The 19,317-nt window shown below is 46.6% G+C and carries 16 protein-coding genes; 6 read left to right on the forward strand and 10 right to left on the reverse strand.

Annotated features, from left to right (window positions below; all coding sequences use genetic code 11):
- Positions 1-27 precede the first annotated feature (27 nt).
- Complete coding sequence (locus tag AB0L18_RS21370; protein WP_367389359.1) at positions 28-534, forward strand: DUF3124 domain-containing protein; 507 nt, start codon at positions 28-30, stop codon at positions 532-534.
- A gap of 91 nt (positions 535-625) precedes the next feature.
- Here AB0L18_RS21370 and AB0L18_RS21375 read toward each other — a convergent pair whose 3' ends face one another.
- The 7 genes from AB0L18_RS21375 to AB0L18_RS21405 all read right to left on the reverse strand — a co-directional run bounded on the left by AB0L18_RS21375 (position 626) and on the right by AB0L18_RS21405 (position 9,089).
- Entirely contained in the window at positions 626-1,714 is a 1,089-nt protein-coding gene (locus tag AB0L18_RS21375) for a hypothetical protein (protein ID WP_367389360.1), read from the reverse strand.
- A 38-nt stretch (positions 1,715-1,752) separates the two neighbouring features.
- Complete coding sequence (locus tag AB0L18_RS21380; RefSeq protein WP_367389361.1) at positions 1,753-2,760, reverse strand: glucosaminidase domain-containing protein; 1,008 nt, start codon at positions 2,758-2,760, stop codon at positions 1,753-1,755.
- A gap of 452 nt (positions 2,761-3,212) precedes the next feature.
- Positions 3,213-4,091 carry a hypothetical protein gene (locus AB0L18_RS21385; RefSeq protein ID WP_367389362.1) on the reverse strand — a complete coding sequence of 293 codons (879 nt, stop codon included), beginning with the start codon at positions 4,089-4,091 and terminating at the stop codon, positions 3,213-3,215.
- A 34-nt stretch (positions 4,092-4,125) separates the two neighbouring features.
- Entirely contained in the window at positions 4,126-5,265 is a 1,140-nt protein-coding gene (locus tag AB0L18_RS21390; RefSeq protein ID WP_367389363.1) for a hypothetical protein, read from the reverse strand.
- A 21-nt stretch (positions 5,266-5,286) separates the two neighbouring features.
- Positions 5,287-6,732, reverse strand: a complete 1,446-nt coding sequence (locus AB0L18_RS21395) for a gliding motility-associated C-terminal domain-containing protein (protein ID WP_367389364.1) — start codon at positions 6,730-6,732, stop codon at positions 5,287-5,289.
- A 258-nt stretch (positions 6,733-6,990) separates the two neighbouring features.
- Complete coding sequence (locus AB0L18_RS21400) at positions 6,991-7,944, reverse strand: septal ring lytic transglycosylase RlpA family protein (RefSeq protein ID WP_367389365.1); 954 nt, start codon at positions 7,942-7,944, stop codon at positions 6,991-6,993.
- A gap of 197 nt (positions 7,945-8,141) precedes the next feature.
- Complete coding sequence (locus AB0L18_RS21405) at positions 8,142-9,089, reverse strand: glycosyltransferase (protein ID WP_367389366.1); 948 nt, start codon at positions 9,087-9,089, stop codon at positions 8,142-8,144.
- Positions 9,090-9,204: 115 nt separating this feature from the next.
- Between AB0L18_RS21405 and AB0L18_RS21410 the strand changes: the two genes are divergently transcribed.
- The 5 genes from AB0L18_RS21410 to AB0L18_RS21430 all read left to right on the forward strand — a co-directional run bounded on the left by AB0L18_RS21410 (position 9,205) and on the right by AB0L18_RS21430 (position 16,393).
- Positions 9,205-11,382, forward strand: a complete 2,178-nt coding sequence (locus tag AB0L18_RS21410) for a peptidase domain-containing ABC transporter (RefSeq protein ID WP_367389367.1) — start codon at positions 9,205-9,207, stop codon at positions 11,380-11,382.
- Between the two features lie 109 nt (positions 11,383-11,491).
- The gene (locus AB0L18_RS21415) at positions 11,492-12,757 is read left to right on the forward strand and encodes an HlyD family efflux transporter periplasmic adaptor subunit (RefSeq protein WP_367389368.1); all 1,266 of its coding nucleotides are present in this window, start codon (positions 11,492-11,494) and stop codon (positions 12,755-12,757) included.
- 45 nt (positions 12,758-12,802) lie between these two features.
- A complete protein-coding gene (locus AB0L18_RS21420; RefSeq protein WP_367389369.1) occupies positions 12,803-14,815 on the forward strand; it encodes a bifunctional riboflavin kinase/FAD synthetase in 2,013 nt (670 codons plus the stop codon).
- A complete protein-coding gene (locus AB0L18_RS21425) occupies positions 14,808-15,536 on the forward strand; it encodes an RluA family pseudouridine synthase (protein WP_367389370.1) in 729 nt (242 codons plus the stop codon). Before AB0L18_RS21420 ends, AB0L18_RS21425 begins: the two co-directional genes overlap by 8 nt.
- A gap of 8 nt (positions 15,537-15,544) precedes the next feature.
- Positions 15,545-16,393, forward strand: coding sequence for an alpha/beta hydrolase fold domain-containing protein (locus AB0L18_RS21430; RefSeq protein WP_367389371.1), 849 nt, complete (start codon positions 15,545-15,547; stop codon positions 16,391-16,393).
- A 62-nt stretch (positions 16,394-16,455) separates the two neighbouring features.
- On the opposite strand, the gene AB0L18_RS21435 is transcribed toward AB0L18_RS21430, so the two are convergent.
- The 3 genes from AB0L18_RS21435 to AB0L18_RS21445 all read right to left on the reverse strand — a co-directional run bounded on the left by AB0L18_RS21435 (position 16,456) and on the right by AB0L18_RS21445 (position 19,312).
- Complete coding sequence (locus AB0L18_RS21435; RefSeq protein WP_367388625.1) at positions 16,456-17,457, reverse strand: transposase; 1,002 nt, start codon at positions 17,455-17,457, stop codon at positions 16,456-16,458.
- Entirely contained in the window at positions 17,454-17,861 is a 408-nt protein-coding gene (locus AB0L18_RS21440; RefSeq protein WP_367388045.1) for a transposase, read from the reverse strand. The genes AB0L18_RS21435 and AB0L18_RS21440 overlap by 4 nt, the downstream gene beginning before the upstream one ends.
- Before the next feature lie 62 nt (positions 17,862-17,923).
- Entirely contained in the window at positions 17,924-19,312 is a 1,389-nt protein-coding gene (locus tag AB0L18_RS21445) for an aminopeptidase P family protein (protein ID WP_367389372.1), read from the reverse strand.
- Positions 19,313-19,317 lie beyond the last annotated feature (5 nt).

Below are 19,317 nucleotides of genomic sequence, written 5' to 3' on the forward strand. Positions count from 1 at the left end.
CTTGGAATCATAAAACTAGTATAAATAATGAATAGATTACTCGTCCTCGTCCTCTTTGTCTTCTGCTTGTCCTGCGAAGACCAACCTCAAATTAGCTCTATTTCACCAGTGAATTGGGAGATGAGAAAAGCGGAATCTGTTGTACTTGATTCGCTGGAAAAGGGGAGCACTTACCTGTCCGTCTATTCCCAGATTTATAGCCAAACAGAGCACATCAAACACGATCTTACGGCCACAGTAAGCATGAGGAATACGAGCCGAAAAGATACGATCTACGTTAGTAAAGCCGCTTATTTCGATACTCACGGGGTTTTCCTACGCGGTTATTTCGAAAATGCCATTTTTATCGCTCCGATGGAAACGGTAGAAATTGTCATCGACGAAATTGATCAAGATGGGGGCACGGGAGGTAACTTTGTTTTTGATTGGCATCTGCCTTTATCCGCACCCGAGCCCATTTTTGAAGCCGTCATGATTTCCACCTCCGGGCAGCAAGGCTTATCCTTTTCTACGCAGGGTAAAAGGATTGAGTAACCATCCCTGAACGACCAAAGGCACCCAAGAAAATAAAAAACTTAGGTGCCTTAGGTGGTTCAAAAAAAACTGCTCGCTTGGGTCCAGTCGTTTATCGCTTACGCGTCACTTTCATCTCACCTCCCAAAGCCATGATGTCTGAACGTCGCTGAAACTCCTTTTCGGCGGTAGCACCGTGATCGGCCCGGTAGGCATCCCAGCTTTTGTAGTCGTTTTCCAGTGCTATTACCTCCTGTAGTACCGACCAGAATAGGCGAGGGTTGTCATAAGTTTTGCTTTCTCCTTTACGGAAAGAAAGGGCTTCACTCTGGCCCTCTGACACCTCCGCTTTGGTAATTGGAGCAGGGGTATTGACGCTACTTGGCAGACCGTATTTTTTTCTCACCTCCGGCCGATCGGCATAATCGTTGTAGGCTTCTGCCAGGTTTCTTTTGCGAACATCATCATTGGAAACCAAAGCGGAAGGGTCTCCGGAGTATTCGGGTTGCTCAATTTTTCTTTCTACGTGCCTGCTGTACATCGCTTTATCGTAGACAGCGAGCCCCTTGCGGTCAAAGATGCTGGCGATTTGCACGCCGTCAAAACCGGCAAGGCTCAGTCCTTCAAACCACTCTTCACTATTGGCGATATACTTCATGTGTGATTTGGCCGCTGCGCCTGCATTGTCTCTTACTTCGGCAAGATAGGCCGCCACATCGGCTGCACTCATGCTCAGGTCTCCTTGTCCTTGCTGGAGGAAATAGATACCTGTAGCAAGAATTACCCCAGGTGAAATGGTTTCTTTTTCCGCTTCAAGAAAGGTCTGTGCGACGCTCATGTCTATCCAGCTATTGATATCACTACTGCTGACTACATTGCGATTGTTTACGGGGGCAATATCAGTATGCGCTACTGTTCTGATATTGCTACTGCTCCGCGGTGCGTCGCGGAAAGTAGGTAGTTCTGAACGGTCTGAAAAGCCACCCCTTGGGCTACTGCTTTCGCCGCGAAGGTCTTCACGTGCTTTGCCCAGGCCCAGGGTGGCATACTCCTGTGTGGGTGCTAATTCATCCTCGCTGAACGCCTGAGAAGTCTGGGTGCTCAAAAGGGAAGAAAGATCGGATTTAGATACAAACCCGATACAAAGAACGATGGCCGCAAATGCGCCAGCGTATTTAAAGAGTTGTAAAAAGAAATTCATAATTACACGATTTTTGGTATGTTATTAAGGATAAAAATTTATGCATCAAGGGTATTAACCAGTGCGGCATCCAGTCGCCATAGTTCGTAAGTTTCAATCAGGTAAACCAGTTTTTTGTGGTACCTTTTTGAAGTAGCGTAACCCGCCATTTTCAGGCCGGCAGCCTGGGCAGCGTAGTAGGGGAGAGTAGTGTTCCCAAAAAAGTCTTCCGGAGCAAAACCTGAAATACTTTGAAAAACGGTGGCCATTTCACGAATATCAATGCGCTCTTTTTGAACAGGAAACGCTTTCCAAATCCAGGCGTAACAACCTTTGCGGGCGGTGGTACAATCGTTTTTCAATAAATTACTATGACGACGGTAGCTGTCTTTCACGCTAAGGTAAGTCTCAAACCGATCGTACTTGTGATCGTCATGGTGCTGAGACACACCAACAGCGGGCTTCTTGTAGGTGAAGTCGTGATCGTAGAGTTGGTGGTAATTGCCGGCTTTGATTTTTTTTCGACCACTGGCATTCGGCAATGCTTTGATGCCAAAGTGATTATTGGTCATTCTTGCTAGTCTGGAGCGGCCAGCATCGCTTTCCAATATGCCTTGCGCCAGGGTAATACTGGCGGAGACATGGGTGACTTGCATATCAGACAAGGCTTCGCCAAGGTAGGTTTCAATGTAAGCCAGGTAGGCATAACCTGCCTTCAGCTTCCCAGCAGACCATCCTTCTTTAACTAGTTTTTCAGCCACTTTTTCGGCATCCCAAGTATGGCGGACTTGTATGGGCTGTTCATTGCGCGTGTTGAGTAAGGTGTTGCTACTCACACTATTGTTATTGAGTGTGATCAGGTGGGTCGCCATTTGGTCGCCCATAGTTGTAGCTTGCTCCCAACCTACTTGGTAAGTATCGGTGAGTTCCTGAATAATCGGAAGCTTATTGAATTCATCCCAGCCTTGTTCGTAAATAAAATAGGCACTACCTCCGACCACGATCAGACCAAAGACCGGCAGGAACCCGTCCATAAAGGCATTGACAATTTGTTGTAGATAGTTCATTCTCGCTCAATAACAAATATTTCTTAACACTACAGCGGACAATCACTGTAAAAACAAACACATTGCATACGCAAAGCGACGCGATGTAGCGGCTTATACCCGTTACTAAGTGGTCTGGGACATTCTCACTTGTCCTTTTTTGCTCTGACTGCGTTAAAAAGCCTCGCCGAAGTTTAGGCTTCGCCTACGTTTTTCGCCTTGGCAGAGCAAAAAATGACGTTGCGATAATATTCCCAAACCACTTAGTGCCGGGTATAGCTAAATCAATTATTATTTTCGTGCTGTTTCATAGGAATGAATGGGGAATGGGCGTTGATGCACAGCAGACAAACTGCCTTTTTTGAATAGAAACATCAAAAAAGACACGTGTAGATTATTATAGTATGATGGCACAATACAAAAGTAGCCCTTTACTATGGAAAAGATAGGTGAATTTTTCTTATTTATCTCTATTAGTAAAAGAGGTATTCTGTTTTGAAGAAAATTCCCATTCGGTTCTGATTGCGCTTTCTGATTCTGGTGAAATCTAAACCAAGGTCTAATCCCAAGGAAAACCGCAGCGGAAGACTTTTAAAGGGCGAAACAAACATTTGCCCTTTTACCGTAGCGAGCACGTACCATTCAGAGCCCCCTGTGTTCTTTGGAGCTTGGTAGCGGATACTTTCGTGCAAGGTCGCTTCAATGGCTTTGTATTCATCAAAAGTAAGGTCACCTTCGGCTACATCTCGCACCAGGTGATCGGTCACTAATTGTAAGATGCCCGATTCTTCAATGGTGATCCCAAAGCCACTGTCAAATCCTGCTTCTACACCCGTATAAATTGAGGCCATGAGCGACTGTGCACTGGCCGTAGCGGGAATAATCTCCCACATATTGTTTTCTGCCAAAAGGCTCATTTCGTGTTGCAGCGACATCGAAAATCCGCCATCCCTGAACCGAGAGCCACCAAAAGTGGCCGTAGTGCGTGTATCACGATCGAAGGTCGCATATTGCATACCCAAATAGAAGCGCCAGGCATTTTGGGTAAGGGGCCCTCCAATAACCGTGTCGAGATCTATTTCGATTTCTTCCAAACTGTCGATTTCCAGGATTTGCGTAGCGTAACCAATCCCCAGGTTAAATAGATTGATCTGGCGTGCTGCGTGATCAAAATCTTTGAGGTTGGCTGCATCGCTGACAATGCTGGTTTCGTTGCCCAAGCCAACGGTCAGAAAAACGGTAGCACTATTAGGGCTTTGACCTCCATTGATGGAACGACCAAAGAAATCGATCTGTGCACCAAGCACAAAAGGAACCATGATCAAAAAGCACCAAAATGTAAAAATCTTCATAAGTTTTGATTTCTGCGTAGTAGTTGTAAAAGGGCTAATCTTGAAAAAGAGAAGATTCCGTGTTTCGCTTGTTAAATATCCACTTTACGTTTACCGTAGGGGTTATTCGCCTGATGCGTAATTGTGGGTTAGATGGATGGTCGTTGCTCAATTGTTGGGCTTGATAGAAAAAACCAATACTGGCATCTCCTGTCCAGGTCTTATTAGTCCACTGGTAGCCTACCTTTCCGGTAAATTCTATGGTCTTTCCCGTTGCGATCGGAAGGCCGAAGCCGTAGAGGGGAAGCCTGCTTTCTGCTGCGTCGAGAATCAATTGGCCAGCCTCATCCGTATTGATTAAATTTTCTAATGGATCGGGTAAGGCATTACGGATTTCTTGCCCCATATCTACTTCGCCCAACAGCTCCCGCCCTTGCTTGAAAGTAAGGTCGGTGGCTTTTACCCAACCAAAAGCAAAATCGCCGTTGAGGTAGATGCCACTGGCAGTATTCCATTCCATTTGTCGAAATCCTGTGAGTATGGTCAATGGATGGATGAGCAACTCCAGCGATACTGCGTTGTTAAGTGCAGAGGTGGCTGCTAGTTCTCGCGCAGCAACGCCTACAAACTCATTGGCATTGAATAGTTTATTGATGTCTAATGGCTGTGGAAACTGGCCCGGAGAGAGTGCTCCAGACCAATAGCTGGCCCTGGCTGTAAGACCAATCACATTGAGTTCGAAGCGGGCCAGAGAGGTCCAGTTCTTGATTTCTCTACCTACTTTTCCGGTCGGCAACTCAATCAGAAGATCCCTCAACGGTCGTTCTACAACACTGGGTAAATCAACGGCATTGAGTAAATCATCGTCGATGGTGATGTTTCCTCCTAGCACCGTTTCGTCAGCGATGTAGTCCAAGGTACTTTTTTGGTACAAATATCGCACGCCTGGCTTGAGCTGGAAGCTTTCCATGATACGCAGCGTCACCTTTTTCGACCACCAGGTGAAATAATCCATTCGCTGGGCTTGCCAGGGCCATTTGAAGGCACTGGGAGCTTTTTGGTACCAGGAGTCAGTTACTGGTTGGTGCAATGCGATGGCCACAGGGAAAGTGCTCCCGCTAGCCTTCTGGCTCGATGCTGGAGAAGTTGTGAGTATCCCAAAAAAAAGAAAAGCCAACCAGTAAATATGCTTCATTCATTTGTTTTTTAATGCTGATTATTTCACCAAATTAACCTCTCCAGAAATGTTTATCCATTCTCCTTGGATGGCCCGGTACCAAAGCTGATAGGCAAAAAGTTGGGGATTGAGTCTTTTGCCACGATAAGTTCCATCCCAACCTTGCCAGATAATTCCTTGTGCCAACTGTTCCGTAGGGCTGAGGCGTTGGTCAAAAACGGTTCCTCCCGTGCGGGAGAATATTTGCAGCCTCACTTCTTCGACATTTGGAGACGTATAGACACTGAAATAGTCATTGTTATTATCACCATTCGGACTAAAAGCGGTAGGTATGTAAACGCCAATTGGCCGTACTTGAATGGTGATCTCAACAAAACTGGCACAGCCTAACTCATCAATTGCCGCAACGATGAAGTTGGTACTACTGGTGGCTATATAGTTGAAGGTGCTGTCGCCTATTTCAGGCCCCCCATTCCAAATAATGTCGTAAGGAAAAGGGGTCTCCGTAACAAGTGCTTCCATTTCAATGGCAGAACCCTGCCAAACGGTCAACGGATTTTCCGATAAAAGGAGGTGATCAGCAACCGTGGTGGTCAGTTCCAGGGAAATATCCGTGAATAACACATTGGCACTCTGAGTGGCCGTACAGCCGTTTTCAGCGGTAAAAGTGACACTGTAGGTCCCTGGCGTTGTCACTTCTATTTCGTAACCACTTTCCCCGTTGTCCCATAGGTAAGTGCCTTCCTGCAGCGCGAAAGCTTGCAAAGTGGCTACATCACCGATACAAGCATTGGCATCGTCAAGAAACAATTCTGGCAGTTCATTGAGATTGGTCGTCGTAATCACGATGCTATCACAACCACTCATGGCTGTAAGGGTATCAACACTGACGCCCACTTCTGCGGGTAAACAGCTTTCCGCAAAGAGGTAGGTTGTATCAATGATTTCAGCTAAAAAATAATTAACCAAAATACTGTCACAACCACAGCTACTGGGCAAGAGCTCTTGAAGCGAATCCAGTGCCGAATAAGTCAGACAATCCACGCCTTGTTGCATGGTATCAATGGCAGGTAGCAAGTGATAAACAAGACGCGTATCGCAGGAAGCTATGCCTGTTCCACTAGGGGTATTGGTGATGCCATCGACATAGATGGGTTCAGGAAAGCACTGGTCAATAACCAAGAAAACCGCTGTAGAATCTTCTCCCTGTCCATAGCTGAAGTTGACACTTGGGTCGATGGTCCAGGTATTGCACAACTCTTGGGTGGGATTTAGGCGTACTGTATCACCACAACGAACGTAAACGGTATTCTGGAATTCTACGGGGTTGGCCAGCGTGCAATCTCCTCCTGGGTCAAGGCATTCGTCTTGGGTATACCCCATCAATGGGAGAATAACCAGCATCATGATCCTAAAGACATTAACTCCCAGGGACAAGGATCGTTTCACCGCAGAATAATAAAAGATACTTGAGAATTTTAGCACACTTAATGATTTACTTCAATAGTCAAATTGCCAGCCTCCAGTGCTGGTGAACTAGGTCTTCAGGAAATGCAAAAAGATAGTGTACTAGAGATTATGAGTAAAGATCAAGCTGCTATAATAGCATGTTTGCCGTCATCAAAAAAGGGCAATTTTTTTTGATAAACGCTGGGCAACGGAACAGCAAACATTTGATCTTATACTGGCGGCAAGATACGAAGATTTTAAAAAATCCAGTGTCTATTTCGTGTCGACGAAGTGTTAATCTTGGTCGACTTCAACGAGTTTGGTTTGAAAAACCAATCCTTTAATTTGGTGATAATCGGCTAAATCTTCGGCATAATCACGGGCATCGTCCAGGGAAAGGAAAGGTGCTACGATCACCCGGTGCAGTGGCGTGCCATCCGTTGCGGGTTCTTTGAGCAAGAAGATATTGTTGAAACCTTGCGCCTGAAGCTTGAGTACATGGCGCTCTGCATTGTCATATTTGCTATAAGCCCCTAGCTGAACAGCAAAAGGAGAGATCGGTACATCGATAATATTGACTTGCCCAGCACTGGTCGTCAGGCCCGCTGCCGGTGTGCTTGGTAGATTCGAGGTAGTGATTTGAGGCGCGGCCTCTGCAGTACTTGGTTCTACCATGGTTACTGGTGTCCGCGCAGTTATTGCGGGTTCGTTTTTGTAATAGGTATTTGGCGATGGCGTTGTCGCCTGGTAGGTTTGCTGAGCAGGCTGCTGAATACCACGGCTAGTAAACCGAGGCTCTTGCTCAATACCTGCTGTTGCACCATAAGAAGTAGGGTTAGTGCTACTAGCACCTACGACGGTAAGGCTTACCCTGGCCTGTCCGATAATCAGTAGATCTAATTCCTGGGCAGCAGCTTTGCTAAGGTCGATAACACAACCATCGCAATAAGCTCCACGGTCGTTGATTCGGACGGTTGTGGTGCGCCCATTGTCCAGGCGAGTAACTTTTACAATGGTGCCGAGGGGTAGTTTCTTGTGAGCAGCGGTCTTTTGTTGTTGGCTGAAAATTTCTCCAAGAGCCGTAGGAGTGCCCTCGTGATAATCGGGGTAAATTTGTGCCGTTCCGGTGTAATCAATAACGGGAGCCGCACCTTTTTCAGTAAGATCAGTGTCGTCATCCCAGCGAAAAGTCTGTGCTTGCGCGAGGAGACTTAGGCTAAAACAGAGGGTTAGTAAGGGTAATTTCATAAAATTAAGTTTTTGGTATTATTCAAAAGTTGAAGTTGGCTTTTGGTCGCTTGTTTTTCACTTGTTGAATATTCCCAGTTTCGGTGTTTCCGGCACGAAAACGCAGCTTAAGGGCGCTTTGTTATAAAGCATCCCTGTTTTTACCAGACTGTGACTTAGATTATGATAGTTACCAGCCTCAAAATTAATGCTTTTTTCTAAAAGCGTTGTACCGATTCTATAATATAAGGGGGGCGTTGTTTCATTTCGGTGTAAATGTTCGAGAGATAAATGGACATGATGTAAAGATTGAGGGTCGTCACCGCAAAGAAAATGGCAATAAGGATGACTAAAAAAGTCCAACCGGAATCGGCAATAGCAGGGTTTCCTAAGAGATCTGTTTCGGTAAACTTCACTTTTAGAGCATTGGCGATGACGCCGATTAAGAACAAAAAAGACCCCAAAAATATAAGCAACATGCTTGATCGAAGAAAAGTAGTATAAGAAGTAATGGCTACCAGGGAGGTACGAAAACGCTCTCGGAAATCCTCATCATTGGGTAACGCCTGGCTGGTGCTGATACTGGTGGTACGAAAACCGATGATCGAGTAGATCGCCTTCATGTAGCGCAAATTTTCTCTCAGCCGCAGCAAAGAATTCAAAGCCCGGCGAGAAATCAAGCGTGTATTATGAGCTTTCTCATCTACCTTGAGTTGAGAATACTTTTTGAGAATGAAATAGAAAATTTGGTAGAGCCACTTCATTCCTTGCGAGCTTTCCCGTTCGTTGGCTTGCAAGTAAACAACATCGTATTGCTCCTGACTCTTGGCAAAAAGTGCCAGAATAACCTCGGGCTGTTTGGCAAAAATCGTTTCAAAAATGATGGTGTAATCGCCATTTGCACGATCCAAACCGGCCAGGATAGCATGGTTTTTATTGGTACGAGAGGAGAGCTGAATCAAGTAAATCTGCTGCTTGAGGGCTGGCGGGAGAGGGGCTATACGATCATCGATACGCCACTCAGGGACGTTATTGACCAAGATGATTTCGTAATCACTAAAGTTGGCGGCCAATACAGGAAACAAACCCTCTAGGTAGGTAGAGAGTTGATCCAGATCTGACTTCTGATGGATGACCCCAATGATGGAAATGAAAGTATTATTCATAGCTCTGCAAAGTAAAGAGGTTTTTCCCGAATTAGGATAAGTTGTTGGGAAATATCACCAAAAAGGTTAATTTTGTTGGATAAGCGTTTTGCATTTTCCTCACGGACAGCAGGGTATGGCCAAACAATTTCCTTTTTTTCAACAGCTTGAACGCATGGATTGCGGTGCAACTTGCTTACGCATGATTGCTCGTTACCACAAGCGTTACTATTCGCTGGAGTACCTCCGTGAGCTTACTTACATGGGCAAACAGGGGGTTTCCCTCCTGGAAATCAGCGATGCTGCCGAGGCCATTGGTATGCAAACGCTGGCCGTAAGGGTCAATTATGATCGCTTGCAGGATGATGTACCGCTGCCTTGTATTGCCCATCTGGAAGACGAGCATTTTGTGGTTGTTCATCACATCACTGCTACCCATATCTGGATTGCCGATCCGGCAGAAGGAAAATTTAAGATCACCAGAGAAGAATTTGAAGAAAGTTGGGTCCAGGAGGAAGACGAAGGCGTAATTCTCGTACTGGAGCCCACGCCCGAATTTTATGATCGCGACAACGAAGGCGTTGATCATTCCCAGTGGAGTTATGTTTGGGCTTATTTCAAGCAAGAATCCAGTCTGTTGATACAATTGGGCGTTGGGGTTTTAGTGGCAGGCTTGCTGCAAATAGCGATGCCCTTTCTGTTAAAATCTCTCGTAGATATTGGCATCGGGCACCTTGAGCCTAGTTTTATCACCATGATGATCGTAGGTTTACTCTTGTTGTTCCTTGCACAAACGGTGGTCGAAGTCTTCCGTCGCTGGATACTGATTCATGTAGGGGTGCGGGTCAACGTGAAAATTCTATCCGACTTTTTACAAAAACTGACCCGCTTGCCATTGAGGTACTTTGATAACCGACTCACCGGTGATCTGCTCCAACGTATTGCCGATCACGAGCGTATCCAGCGGTTTCTCACTTCAACGACCTTGGTGTCAGTCTTGTCCCTGTTCAATTTTATTGCCTTTTCGTTGTTGTTGTACTTTTGGAGCGGTTGGGTATTAATGGTGTTTTTTCTGGGTACCCTGTTCAATTTGGCCTGGGTGTATCTCTTTCAGCAGAATCAGCGAGAAATTGATTATAAAAGTTTCGATCAATATGCCGACAACCAGGGCAAGTTGATTGAATTGGTGGAAGGCATGCAGGACATCAAACTCCACAATGCCGAAAAATCAAAGCGTTGGTCATGGGAGCGTAGCCAGGCAGCACTTATCCGCACCGAAATGGGTGCTGCTGTTTACAACCAAATTCAGCGCACCGGAGGAGATTTCATCAACGAAGGCAAAAACCTGATCATTCTATTTTTCGTAGCCAATTCCGTGCTGGAAGGCACCATGACCTTGGGAATGTTGGTCGCCATCATGTACGTAGTTGCACAGTTGAATTCTCCGATCCGGCAATTCGTAGAATTCATTCGTTCCCTGGAGGAAGCTAAAATCAGTCTGGAACGGATGAATGAAATCCATACCAAGGCCAACGAGGAAGAAGCACGTGGGAAGATCAGCATGCTCCCTGAAACGGGAGATCTGAGCCTCGAAAAAGTTGACTTTCAATACAATGGCCCCAATTCACCGCTGGTGTTGAAAAACGTCAGCCTGGATATCAGAAAAGGGGAGACTACCGTGATTGTTGGAACGAGCGGAAGTGGAAAAAGTACTTTGCTCAAGCTCTTGCTCAATGTCTATCAGCCTGTAAGCGGTGCCGTGCGTTTGGGAGAAGTGAAACTGGATAATTTGCAGCACCGTTTTTGGCGGGAGAAATGCGGAGCGGTATTGCAGGATGCTTACGTTTTCAACGATACCATTGCTAAAAATATCGCTTTGGGCGACGAGATCATTGATAAACGCCGACTCTTAAGGGCTGTTAAGGTTGCCAATATTCAGACCTTTATCGAAGGCTTACCGTTGGGGTATAGTACCAAGGTAGGAAAAGAAGGTTTGGGGCTTAGCCTGGGCGAAAAGCAGCGCCTCTTGATTGCACGAGCTGCTTACAAAGATCCTGATTACTTCTTTTTTGACGAAGCCACCTCTGCGCTCGATGCTTTCCACGAGATGCTCATCATGGAAAATTTTGCTGAAGCTTTTCCCGATCGGACCATGATCATTGTAGCGCACCGTTTGAACACCGTACGCCTGGCAGATCGGATCATCGTGATGGAATCTGGCGAACTGGTAGAACAGGGTACCCACGAAGAACTTTATTACGCTAGAGGTGCTTACTACCAACTCGTGCGTAACCAAATAGAACTCGGAGCATAAGGCCTTTGGACGGTATGCTCCCTCTCAATATTTCCAACAATTTGCAACACACTACTTTTATCGAAGAGATCTGCCTCCTTCTCTATTTGAATGATAATTAGATTAATTTATGACCGACGATATTGATATCAGAAGTGAAGAAGTACAGGAACTCCTCGGAACCCCGCCGCACTGGCTGGTGCGTTGGGGCTTGTTGTTTGCGCTGGTGCTCATCATCATCACGGTGTGGTTGCTGTACTGGATCACTTTTCCAGAAACGGTAACTTCTGTCATTCGCATCAAGCGCGAGGATCCTGAAATAGAATTGATCACGCCACGTTCGGGGCACATCAGCAATATTTTGGTGCGTTCAGAAGACACTGTAGTGGCCGGGCAAACCCTCATTGTACTCAAATCACCCGCGGATTTTAACGACATTCATGACCTGGATGATAAGCTTGGTTGGGTAAATGTAGACAATGACTCTAGTTTGGTGAATTTAGACTTGCTCTCAGACTTGGATATCGGTCTTGTAAAAGAACAGTTGTACGCCTTCAAGGCAAAGCAAGTGGAGGTTAGAAATCTGCAAGAAGGACGATTAAGCCAGATGTCGATTGACGATATTAAAAGGGAGATCCGACAAGAAGAGCGAGAAATCAGTGATGAACGCTTGCGCAAAGAGCTCCTTACGAATGAATTGATCACACTGACGGATGCCTACAACCGAGAACTGAACCTCTTTAAAAGCGGTCGTATCGGTGACTATAACCGGGTGAGGGAAAAAGAAGCCAGCAAGCTTCAATACGAGCGCTATGTGCTCGAAGCAGAATCCAGTATCAAAGCCAGTGAAGCAAACATCAACCTCTTGCGGCGACAGTTGGCCACCACGGCTACCATATCAGAGGCCAGCAAGCAAAAAGCAATGGATGATTTGCGCACGGAGTTTGAAAACCTCAGGGCAGCTGTTGACGACTGGCGGCGCCGAAATCTCGTTGTTTCTACCATTGATGGGGTAGTGATTCTGGATGATGTCCAGGAAACCAATTACGTAGAATCAGAAGACCGACTGGCGGTCGTCATCCCGGCTTCTCCATCCAGCCTGATTGGCAAAACGGAACTAAAACTGAACGAATCAGGGCAGGTCGCCGAAGGGCAAAAAGTGATTGTTGATTTTTACAGTTTTCCCGCACAGCAATATGGTGCCGTCGAAGGCGTCGTTACGGTGAAAAGTAAAATCCCCACAAAAGATGATACCTTACCCATCGAAATCCGCTTCCCCAAAGGCCTGGTAACCAACACCGGGCGCAGTTTGGAAGTCGGCCAAGACATGGCTGGAGATATGACCATTATCATCGAAGAAAAACGGCTGATCAGCTGGTTGTTGCAACGACTGTAAATCCATGCTTTCTCGTTAAAATATTTCTTTTACTTTTGCAGCGCAATGAGAGTATTCTATCAGCTGGAAGACCTCCCTCTATTTAAGCGGGCGGTACTGACCATCGGCTCTTTCGACGGAGTTCACAGCGGCCATCAACAGTTGCTTGCCCGTATTAACCGCCTGGCGCACCAGAGCGGGGGCGAGAGCATTGTTATTACCTTCCATCCCCATCCCCGCCAGGTTATTTATCCCAAGGATGATTCTTTACAGTTGCTTTCCACAATTGAAGAGAAGGTTGCCTTGTTTGAGCGTTACGGCGTCGACAATGTCATTGTCGTTCCTTTTACCGTTGCTTTTTCGCAACTTAGTGCAGATGAATATATCCAGCGCTTCCTGGTCGATAAGTTTCACCCGGCAACCATCGTCATTGGTTATGATCACAAGTTTGGTCTTAACCGACAAGGAGATATAGAATACCTCAAGTGGCACAGCAAGGATGCAGGCTTTAAGGTGGTAGAAATTGAACAGCAGGAAGTGGACGATATTGCCGTTAGTTCTACCAAGATTCGCAACGCCCTGCTGTCGGGCAAAGTACAAGAAGCTTGCCGCTGGCTGAACCATGAATATTCCCTTACGGGTAAAGTTGTTCACGGACAGAAGCTTGGTACGAAATTAGGTTTCCCAACGGCCAACATTCAGCCTTCCAATAAGCATAAACTCGTACCTGCGGATGGTATCTACGCCGTAAAAGTACACCACCAGGACGAAGAATACGGAGGCATGCTCTACATCGGCAGTCGGCCGAGTATCGCTGGCATTGACGAGCGCGTCATTGAAGTCAATATTTTTGATTTTGATCAAAACGTTTACGGTCAGGAGCTGACCATCACCTTGGTGGAATTCATTCGCGGAGACCAGCATTTTTCCGACCTGGAAGGTCTGAAGGCCCAGCTGGCGGAAGATCGTACGACTAGCCTGGAACTGCTGGAACAGGGTAGGGGCAAAGCTCATTTTGTTACTGGCAACCCCGAAGTAGCGGTGGTGATTCTCAATTACAATGGCGCAAAATATTTGCAGGAATTTCTTCCTTCCGTGCTGGAATCTTTGGCCCAAACGGAATATCGCCTGATTGTTGCCGATAATGCCTCTACGGATGATTCCCTGGATATCTTGCACCATGAATTTCCTCAAGTAGAGGTACTGCGGTTGGAAAAAAACCACGGCTTTGCCGGAGGCTATAACGCTGCTTTGACCCAAGTGGAAGCCGATTATTTCGTGCTGCTAAACTCTGATGTCAAAGTAACAAAAGACTGGCTCCAACCTTGTATAGCTCAAATGGAGGCTGATCCTGAACTGGCGGCTTGTCAGCCTAAAATAAAGTCCTTTGCTAGACCCAAGTATTTTGAATACGCCGGAGCAGCTGGCGGTTGGATCGATGTGTTAGGTTATCCTTTCTGTCGGGGGCGGATTTTTGCTACGGTAGAAAAAGACAAGCAACAATACGAACAGGAACAGGAAATTTTCTGGGCTTCCGGAGCCGCTATGTTTGTCCGGGCCGACCTTTTTCGCTCTTTTGGCGGATTTGATGCGGACTACTTTGCCCACGCAGAAGAGATCGACCTTTGTTGGCGTTTTAAGCGCGCGGGTTTTAGCATCAAAGCCATTCCTTCTTCTGTGGTTTACCACTTGGGTGGAGGAACACTGGCGTACCAGTCCGTTAGGAAAACCTACCTGAATTTTCACAATACGCTGGTGACCAGCTTCAAAAACGAATCCCGCAAAAAACTACTTTGGTGGCTGCCCCTGAGGCTATTCATGGATGCACTGGCGGGAGGGCTGTTTCTCCTCCAAGGGAAATGGCAGCATATTGGTGCTATCGTACGTGCCCACTGGCATTTTTTTCCTCGGATCGGTTACTGGATAGAGCGACGTAAAAGCTACAATGCACTGATAAAGTCACTGGCAATTGGACCGGAAAATAAAGAAGGCATCTACCGTGGCAGCATCGTTTGGGCTTATTATGGTCGTCGAACCAGGTCTTTTAGAAAATTACCAAAGCAACGCTTAAATGGCTAAACAAAAATTGGAGATTTTACACGAAGAAGAAGCGTTTTTGGTAATCGACAAACCCAGCGGGATCTTGAGTGTCCCCGATCGTTATGATCAGGATTTGCCCAATGCCAAACACCTCTTGCAGGAGATGTATGGCGATATCTTCACCGTTCACCGTATTGATAAAGACACCAGCGGCTTGCTTTGTTTTGCCCGTACGCCCGAAGCACATCGACACCTTTCGCAGCAGTTTGCCGCCCACACGCCTCATAAGGTTTACCTGGCCTTGGTTGAAGGCATTCCTATGCAAGAGGAGGGCATTATAGAGACCCCACTCATCGAAGATCCTCGTAAGCCAGGTCGTATGACTACCGCTGCCAAGGGATTGAGTGCTTACACTACTTATAAAATTGCAGAGACCTTCGTCAATTTTAGTTTGCTCGAAGTAGGTATCAAAACTGGCCGAACGCATCAGATCAGGGTTCACCTTCAATCGATTGGGCATCCAGTGGTCGCCGATCCTTTTTATGGCCGTCGTCAACAGTTACTTTTGTCTTCCCTCAAGGGAAAAAAATACCGTTTAGCCAAAGGCAAAGAAGAGCGGCCGCTGATGGATCGTACGGCTTTGCAAGCTCATCAGCTAGCATTTGAACATCCTGTCAGTGGAGCACAGGTAACGTTTACCACCGAGCTCCCCAAGGATTTCCGAGCGACCTTGAATCAATTGAGTCGCTGGGATAAATAATCATGTTCATGTTTCGAGGAACCCTCTTACACGAACTGCTCCATTTGCCAAACTACTGGAAGGTCGTAAGGGCTTCTCCTGATCTACCTTACCCTGTACAAAAAATAGCTTTTGGTGATCACTATCGTCAATATTTCCTGATCGTTGAACCCGCTGAGCCTCCGTTGGGATGGATCATATACTGGCACGGCGGCGGTTGGCAGTTTGGTAGCCCGGAACAGTTTCAAAAAACGGCTCACCCCTTTCTGGATGCGGGATACGGCGTTATCATTCCCAGTTACCGCCGGTTGCCCTGGAACGATTTTCGAACGATTCGCCAGGATACGATAATGGCCTTGGCTGCTTGCCGCAATTTCTGGCAAAGCAAGGGTAATCCTCACCCGCACGTTGTACTTTTAGGAATGTCGGCTGGTGGGCACCTGGCTTCCATTGCCGGTTTAGATAAAAGCATCCTTCAAGAAGCAGGTTGGGACCTTGCCCAAATCAAAGGAGTCGTTGCCTGCGGAGGAGTACTTGATTTTTCTTTGATGAAAAACAATCCTATCATTCGCCTTCTGGCAGGTCACCCCGAAAGAGCTACTTATAGCTTAGCGAATCCGGTCGCGCAAATAGCTAAACAAACCGCTAAGCTTCCCCCTTTTTTACTCATTCACGGTACTAAAGACGGCATGGTACCTTACGAGGCCGTGGTGAGTTTCCAAAAATGCTACCGCGAGCATTCTTCTGCCTCTACTTGCGACTTAATAACCATGCAGCGAGGCACTCACCTCGATGCCGCCCGCTGGATGTTTAAGGATACGCTATTGCGTCAAAACATCATGGCAAAAGTAGGAAGATGGTTGATGGTTGATCGTTGATAGTTGTAGGTTGACCATTGACCTTCCCTAAATAACGTTGACAGGTTTATCAATCATTCTACTTAAAAGCTGAGTGCTAGTTGTCCATCTTCTTTTGGCAAACCAAGCTTAACAAATGCGGGCAGAATCTGACTTGTCCCATCAAAAGCTCCGCTACTGGGATAAGTCAGATTCTGAGCCGCCATTGGCTGGTATTCCAACTCTTTTGCTTCGCCGTCTCGTATCAACAACGATGGTGGTCTTTGCCCCTTACTCTCCTCAAGATAACATTCAAATCCCAAAGGTGCAATTCGCAGCGGTAACTGACTATGGTGACGCACTTTGTTGTAGTTCTCTACAGCCCTCTTCACGTACCTTCTCAGTGCTCTATAATCTCTGATTGGCCAGTGCTCAAGGTATTCATTCTTGATCACATCATTGAGCTTCTCTGCGTACGCATTGTCCAATGCTGTAATGCACATGCTAGAGCTGATTCCTCGTGACCTCAATACTTCTATAAAGTCATTGCTGCGATACTGGGAGCCCCCGTCACTGTGGAAGATCAGTTCACTCAAATCCATACCACGACGCAACCGCAAGGCCATTTTCAGTGCCTCTATGTTTGCTCTAGCTCGGAGGTTATCACTTACGCTATAGCCCACTATAAGCCGGGAATACACATCTATGATAAACGTCAGATAGTAATACTTGTCCTCTAGGCGATAGTAAGTCGTATCCGATTGCCAAACTCGGTTTAAACCTATGATAGTAAGCAACTTAACTAAATTAGGATACCGTAAACCACCACTCTTCGTAGTTCTAACATAGCTCCTTTTTCGTTCCAGCGAATGACCCAATAGAGTCATCTCTCGAATAAATGCATCGCGACCTAGTCCTTCTGGCTGGATCATATAGTAGGCCTTTTCAAGACCCAAACCTCCGTGATCTGCACGGTGTGTCAACAGCATTGCTTCCGCTGAATACACCCCGTCCTGATAATCCGCTCGCCGACGTAAATATTGCGACAGCGATTGACGCGAAGTACCTAGTGCAGCATATACTTGTTCATTACTTGGACTCTTCATTTCTGATCTGTATTTCGACAAGAGCCGGACAAGGGAGTCGTAAAACCACTTTTTTTTTCAACATCTATTCCTGCTTCACGAAGCTCCTCTATAAAGCTCTCATAGTAGTCCAATTTAATTTGTTTTTGACCTAGAGAACGTTCTAGTTCAGCCACCCGCTTTTCCAGCAATTTAACCTTCTCCGTCTGGGAATTTGGTACTTCCACTATTATCGCTTTTTGTTGATCGTACGCGCTGTACTTACTTATCCAGCGGTACAGAATATTTACATGGATACTGTATAAACGACCCATCTGGGCCACGCTAAAGGTACCTTCTTCGTAGTCCTTAACTCGCGCTTTTTTAAAGGTTTCACTGTAATTACGACGCCTTTTGGGCCGATTAACCTTATTCGTTGACTTCATTTTTAACTAAATTTGTTGTCAACGTATTTCAGGGATAGTCACATCAACCATCAACCTACAACCTACAACCTCACCGCCTCAACCTCAGCGATTCCTTTAGGAATAGCATCGCCAATCAAGCGAGCACCATTTTCAGTAATCAATAAGTTATCCTCGATTCTTATTCCTCCAAAATTGAGGAAGGGAGCTAAAGCGTCGTAATTGACAAAATCTTTGAATTTGCCCTCCGCTTGCCAGCGTTCAATCAGGGTGGGGATAAAGTAAATGCCGGGTTCTACGGTAAGAGCAAAACCAGCCTCTAGTTGTTTAGCCAAACGCAGGGACTTTAACCCAAACTGGGTAGAACGCTGGGTGTGTTCATCATAACCGACCCAGTTTTCGTTGAGGTCTTCCATGTCGTGAACATCTAGCCCGATCATGTGGCCCAGGCCGTGGGGAAAAAACAGAGCATGGGCGCCTTCGGCTACAGCGGCATCAACGTCTCCTTTCATCAAGCCCAAATCTTTTAGCCCTTGAGTGATGATGCGGGCAGCCTGGAGGTGAGCATCAAGGTAAGCATACCCTGGCCGCAACGCCGCAGAGCAATCGACCAAGGCTTTCAACACAATGGCGTAAATGTCTTTTTGCTGATCAGTAAAAGTTTTGCTAACCGGAAAAGTACGAGTGATATCACCAGCGTATTGACTAATGGAAGAGGCACCAGCATCGAGGAGGTAGAGCTGCCCGTCTTGTATCACATTACTGTGATGGTGATTGTGTAGAATATGACCGTTGATGGTTCCGATACAAGGGTAAGCCAGTCGACCACCCCCGCCAATAGCGATACCTTCTACGATACCAGCTACCGTAGATTCTCGCTGGCCCGCGGCTACACTACGCATTGCAGCCAAGTGCATCGCGCGGGTGATGTTTACCGCCTTATCCATTTCTGCCGCTTCTTCGTTGGTTTTGTATGACCGCAGCTGGATGACCGCACGGCACAATTGCTCAGAGAAACCTTGGCGAGTAGCTGCTGCTGTTTGTCCTAAGCATTCTGCTAGCAGGCTTACTCTTTCTTCCCGATAAGGCGGAAGATAATGGATGGTTTGTTTGGCTTTTGCTGCTTTACGAATAGTCTCCAAGCCTTGCTCATAAGTCGCGTGTAGTTCTACACCGATGCGTGCTTGCTTCTCCTCCATGCTGGGCTGGTTGCCCATCCAGACAATGTGATCGAGGCTGAGGTCGTCTCCGTAAAGGGTCGTTTTTCCATTGGCCAGATCAATGATCAGAAAATGCCCGGTATCTTCGAGGCCCGCAAAATAGAGGAAATTGGAATCCTGCCGAAAAGGGTAGGTATTGTCCGTATAATTCATCGGGCTCTCTTCGTTGCCAAAGAGGACCAAAAGGCCATGGTCGGAAAATTGCTGGGCCAATGCCTGGCGACGGTGGTGGTAGGTGGAAGACGCGAACATAGGTG

It is taken from the genome of Lewinella sp. LCG006 (assembly GCF_040784935.1).
Taxonomy (GTDB): Bacteria; Bacteroidota; Bacteroidia; order Chitinophagales; family Saprospiraceae; genus Lewinella.

Bases quoted from the DNA above. Each gene is read 5' to 3' on its own strand.
- AB0L18_RS21425 (WP_367389370.1), top strand. From the start codon at position 14,808: ATGGCTAAACAAAAATTGGAGATTTTACACGAAGAAGAAGCGTTTTTG.
- AB0L18_RS21385 (WP_367389362.1), bottom strand. From the start codon at position 4,091: ATGAAGATTTTTACATTTTGGTGCTTTTTGATCATGGTTCCTTTTGTG.
- AB0L18_RS21430 (WP_367389371.1), top strand. From the start codon at position 15,545: ATGTTTCGAGGAACCCTCTTACACGAACTGCTCCATTTGCCAAACTAC.
- AB0L18_RS21420 (WP_367389369.1), top strand. From the start codon at position 12,803: ATGAGAGTATTCTATCAGCTGGAAGACCTCCCTCTATTTAAGCGGGCG.
- AB0L18_RS21390 (WP_367389363.1), bottom strand. From the start codon at position 5,265: ATGAAGCATATTTACTGGTTGGCTTTTCTTTTTTTTGGGATACTCACA.
- AB0L18_RS21415 (WP_367389368.1), top strand. From the start codon at position 11,492: ATGACCGACGATATTGATATCAGAAGTGAAGAAGTACAGGAACTCCTC.
- AB0L18_RS21440 (WP_367388045.1), bottom strand. From the start codon at position 17,861: ATGAAGTCAACGAATAAGGTTAATCGGCCCAAAAGGCGTCGTAATTAC.
- AB0L18_RS21410 (WP_367389367.1), top strand. From the start codon at position 9,205: ATGGCCAAACAATTTCCTTTTTTTCAACAGCTTGAACGCATGGATTGC.
- AB0L18_RS21405 (WP_367389366.1), bottom strand. From the start codon at position 9,089: ATGAATAATACTTTCATTTCCATCATTGGGGTCATCCATCAGAAGTCA.
- AB0L18_RS21435 (WP_367388625.1), bottom strand. From the start codon at position 17,457: ATGAAGAGTCCAAGTAATGAACAAGTATATGCTGCACTAGGTACTTCG.
- AB0L18_RS21380 (WP_367389361.1), bottom strand. From the start codon at position 2,760: ATGAACTATCTACAACAAATTGTCAATGCCTTTATGGACGGGTTCCTG.
- AB0L18_RS21400 (WP_367389365.1), bottom strand. From the start codon at position 7,944: ATGAAATTACCCTTACTAACCCTCTGTTTTAGCCTAAGTCTCCTCGCG.
- AB0L18_RS21445 (WP_367389372.1), bottom strand. From the start codon at position 19,312: ATGTTCGCGTCTTCCACCTACCACCACCGTCGCCAGGCATTGGCCCAG.
- AB0L18_RS21375 (WP_367389360.1), bottom strand. From the start codon at position 1,714: ATGAATTTCTTTTTACAACTCTTTAAATACGCTGGCGCATTTGCGGCC.
- AB0L18_RS21370 (WP_367389359.1), top strand. From the start codon at position 28: ATGAATAGATTACTCGTCCTCGTCCTCTTTGTCTTCTGCTTGTCCTGC.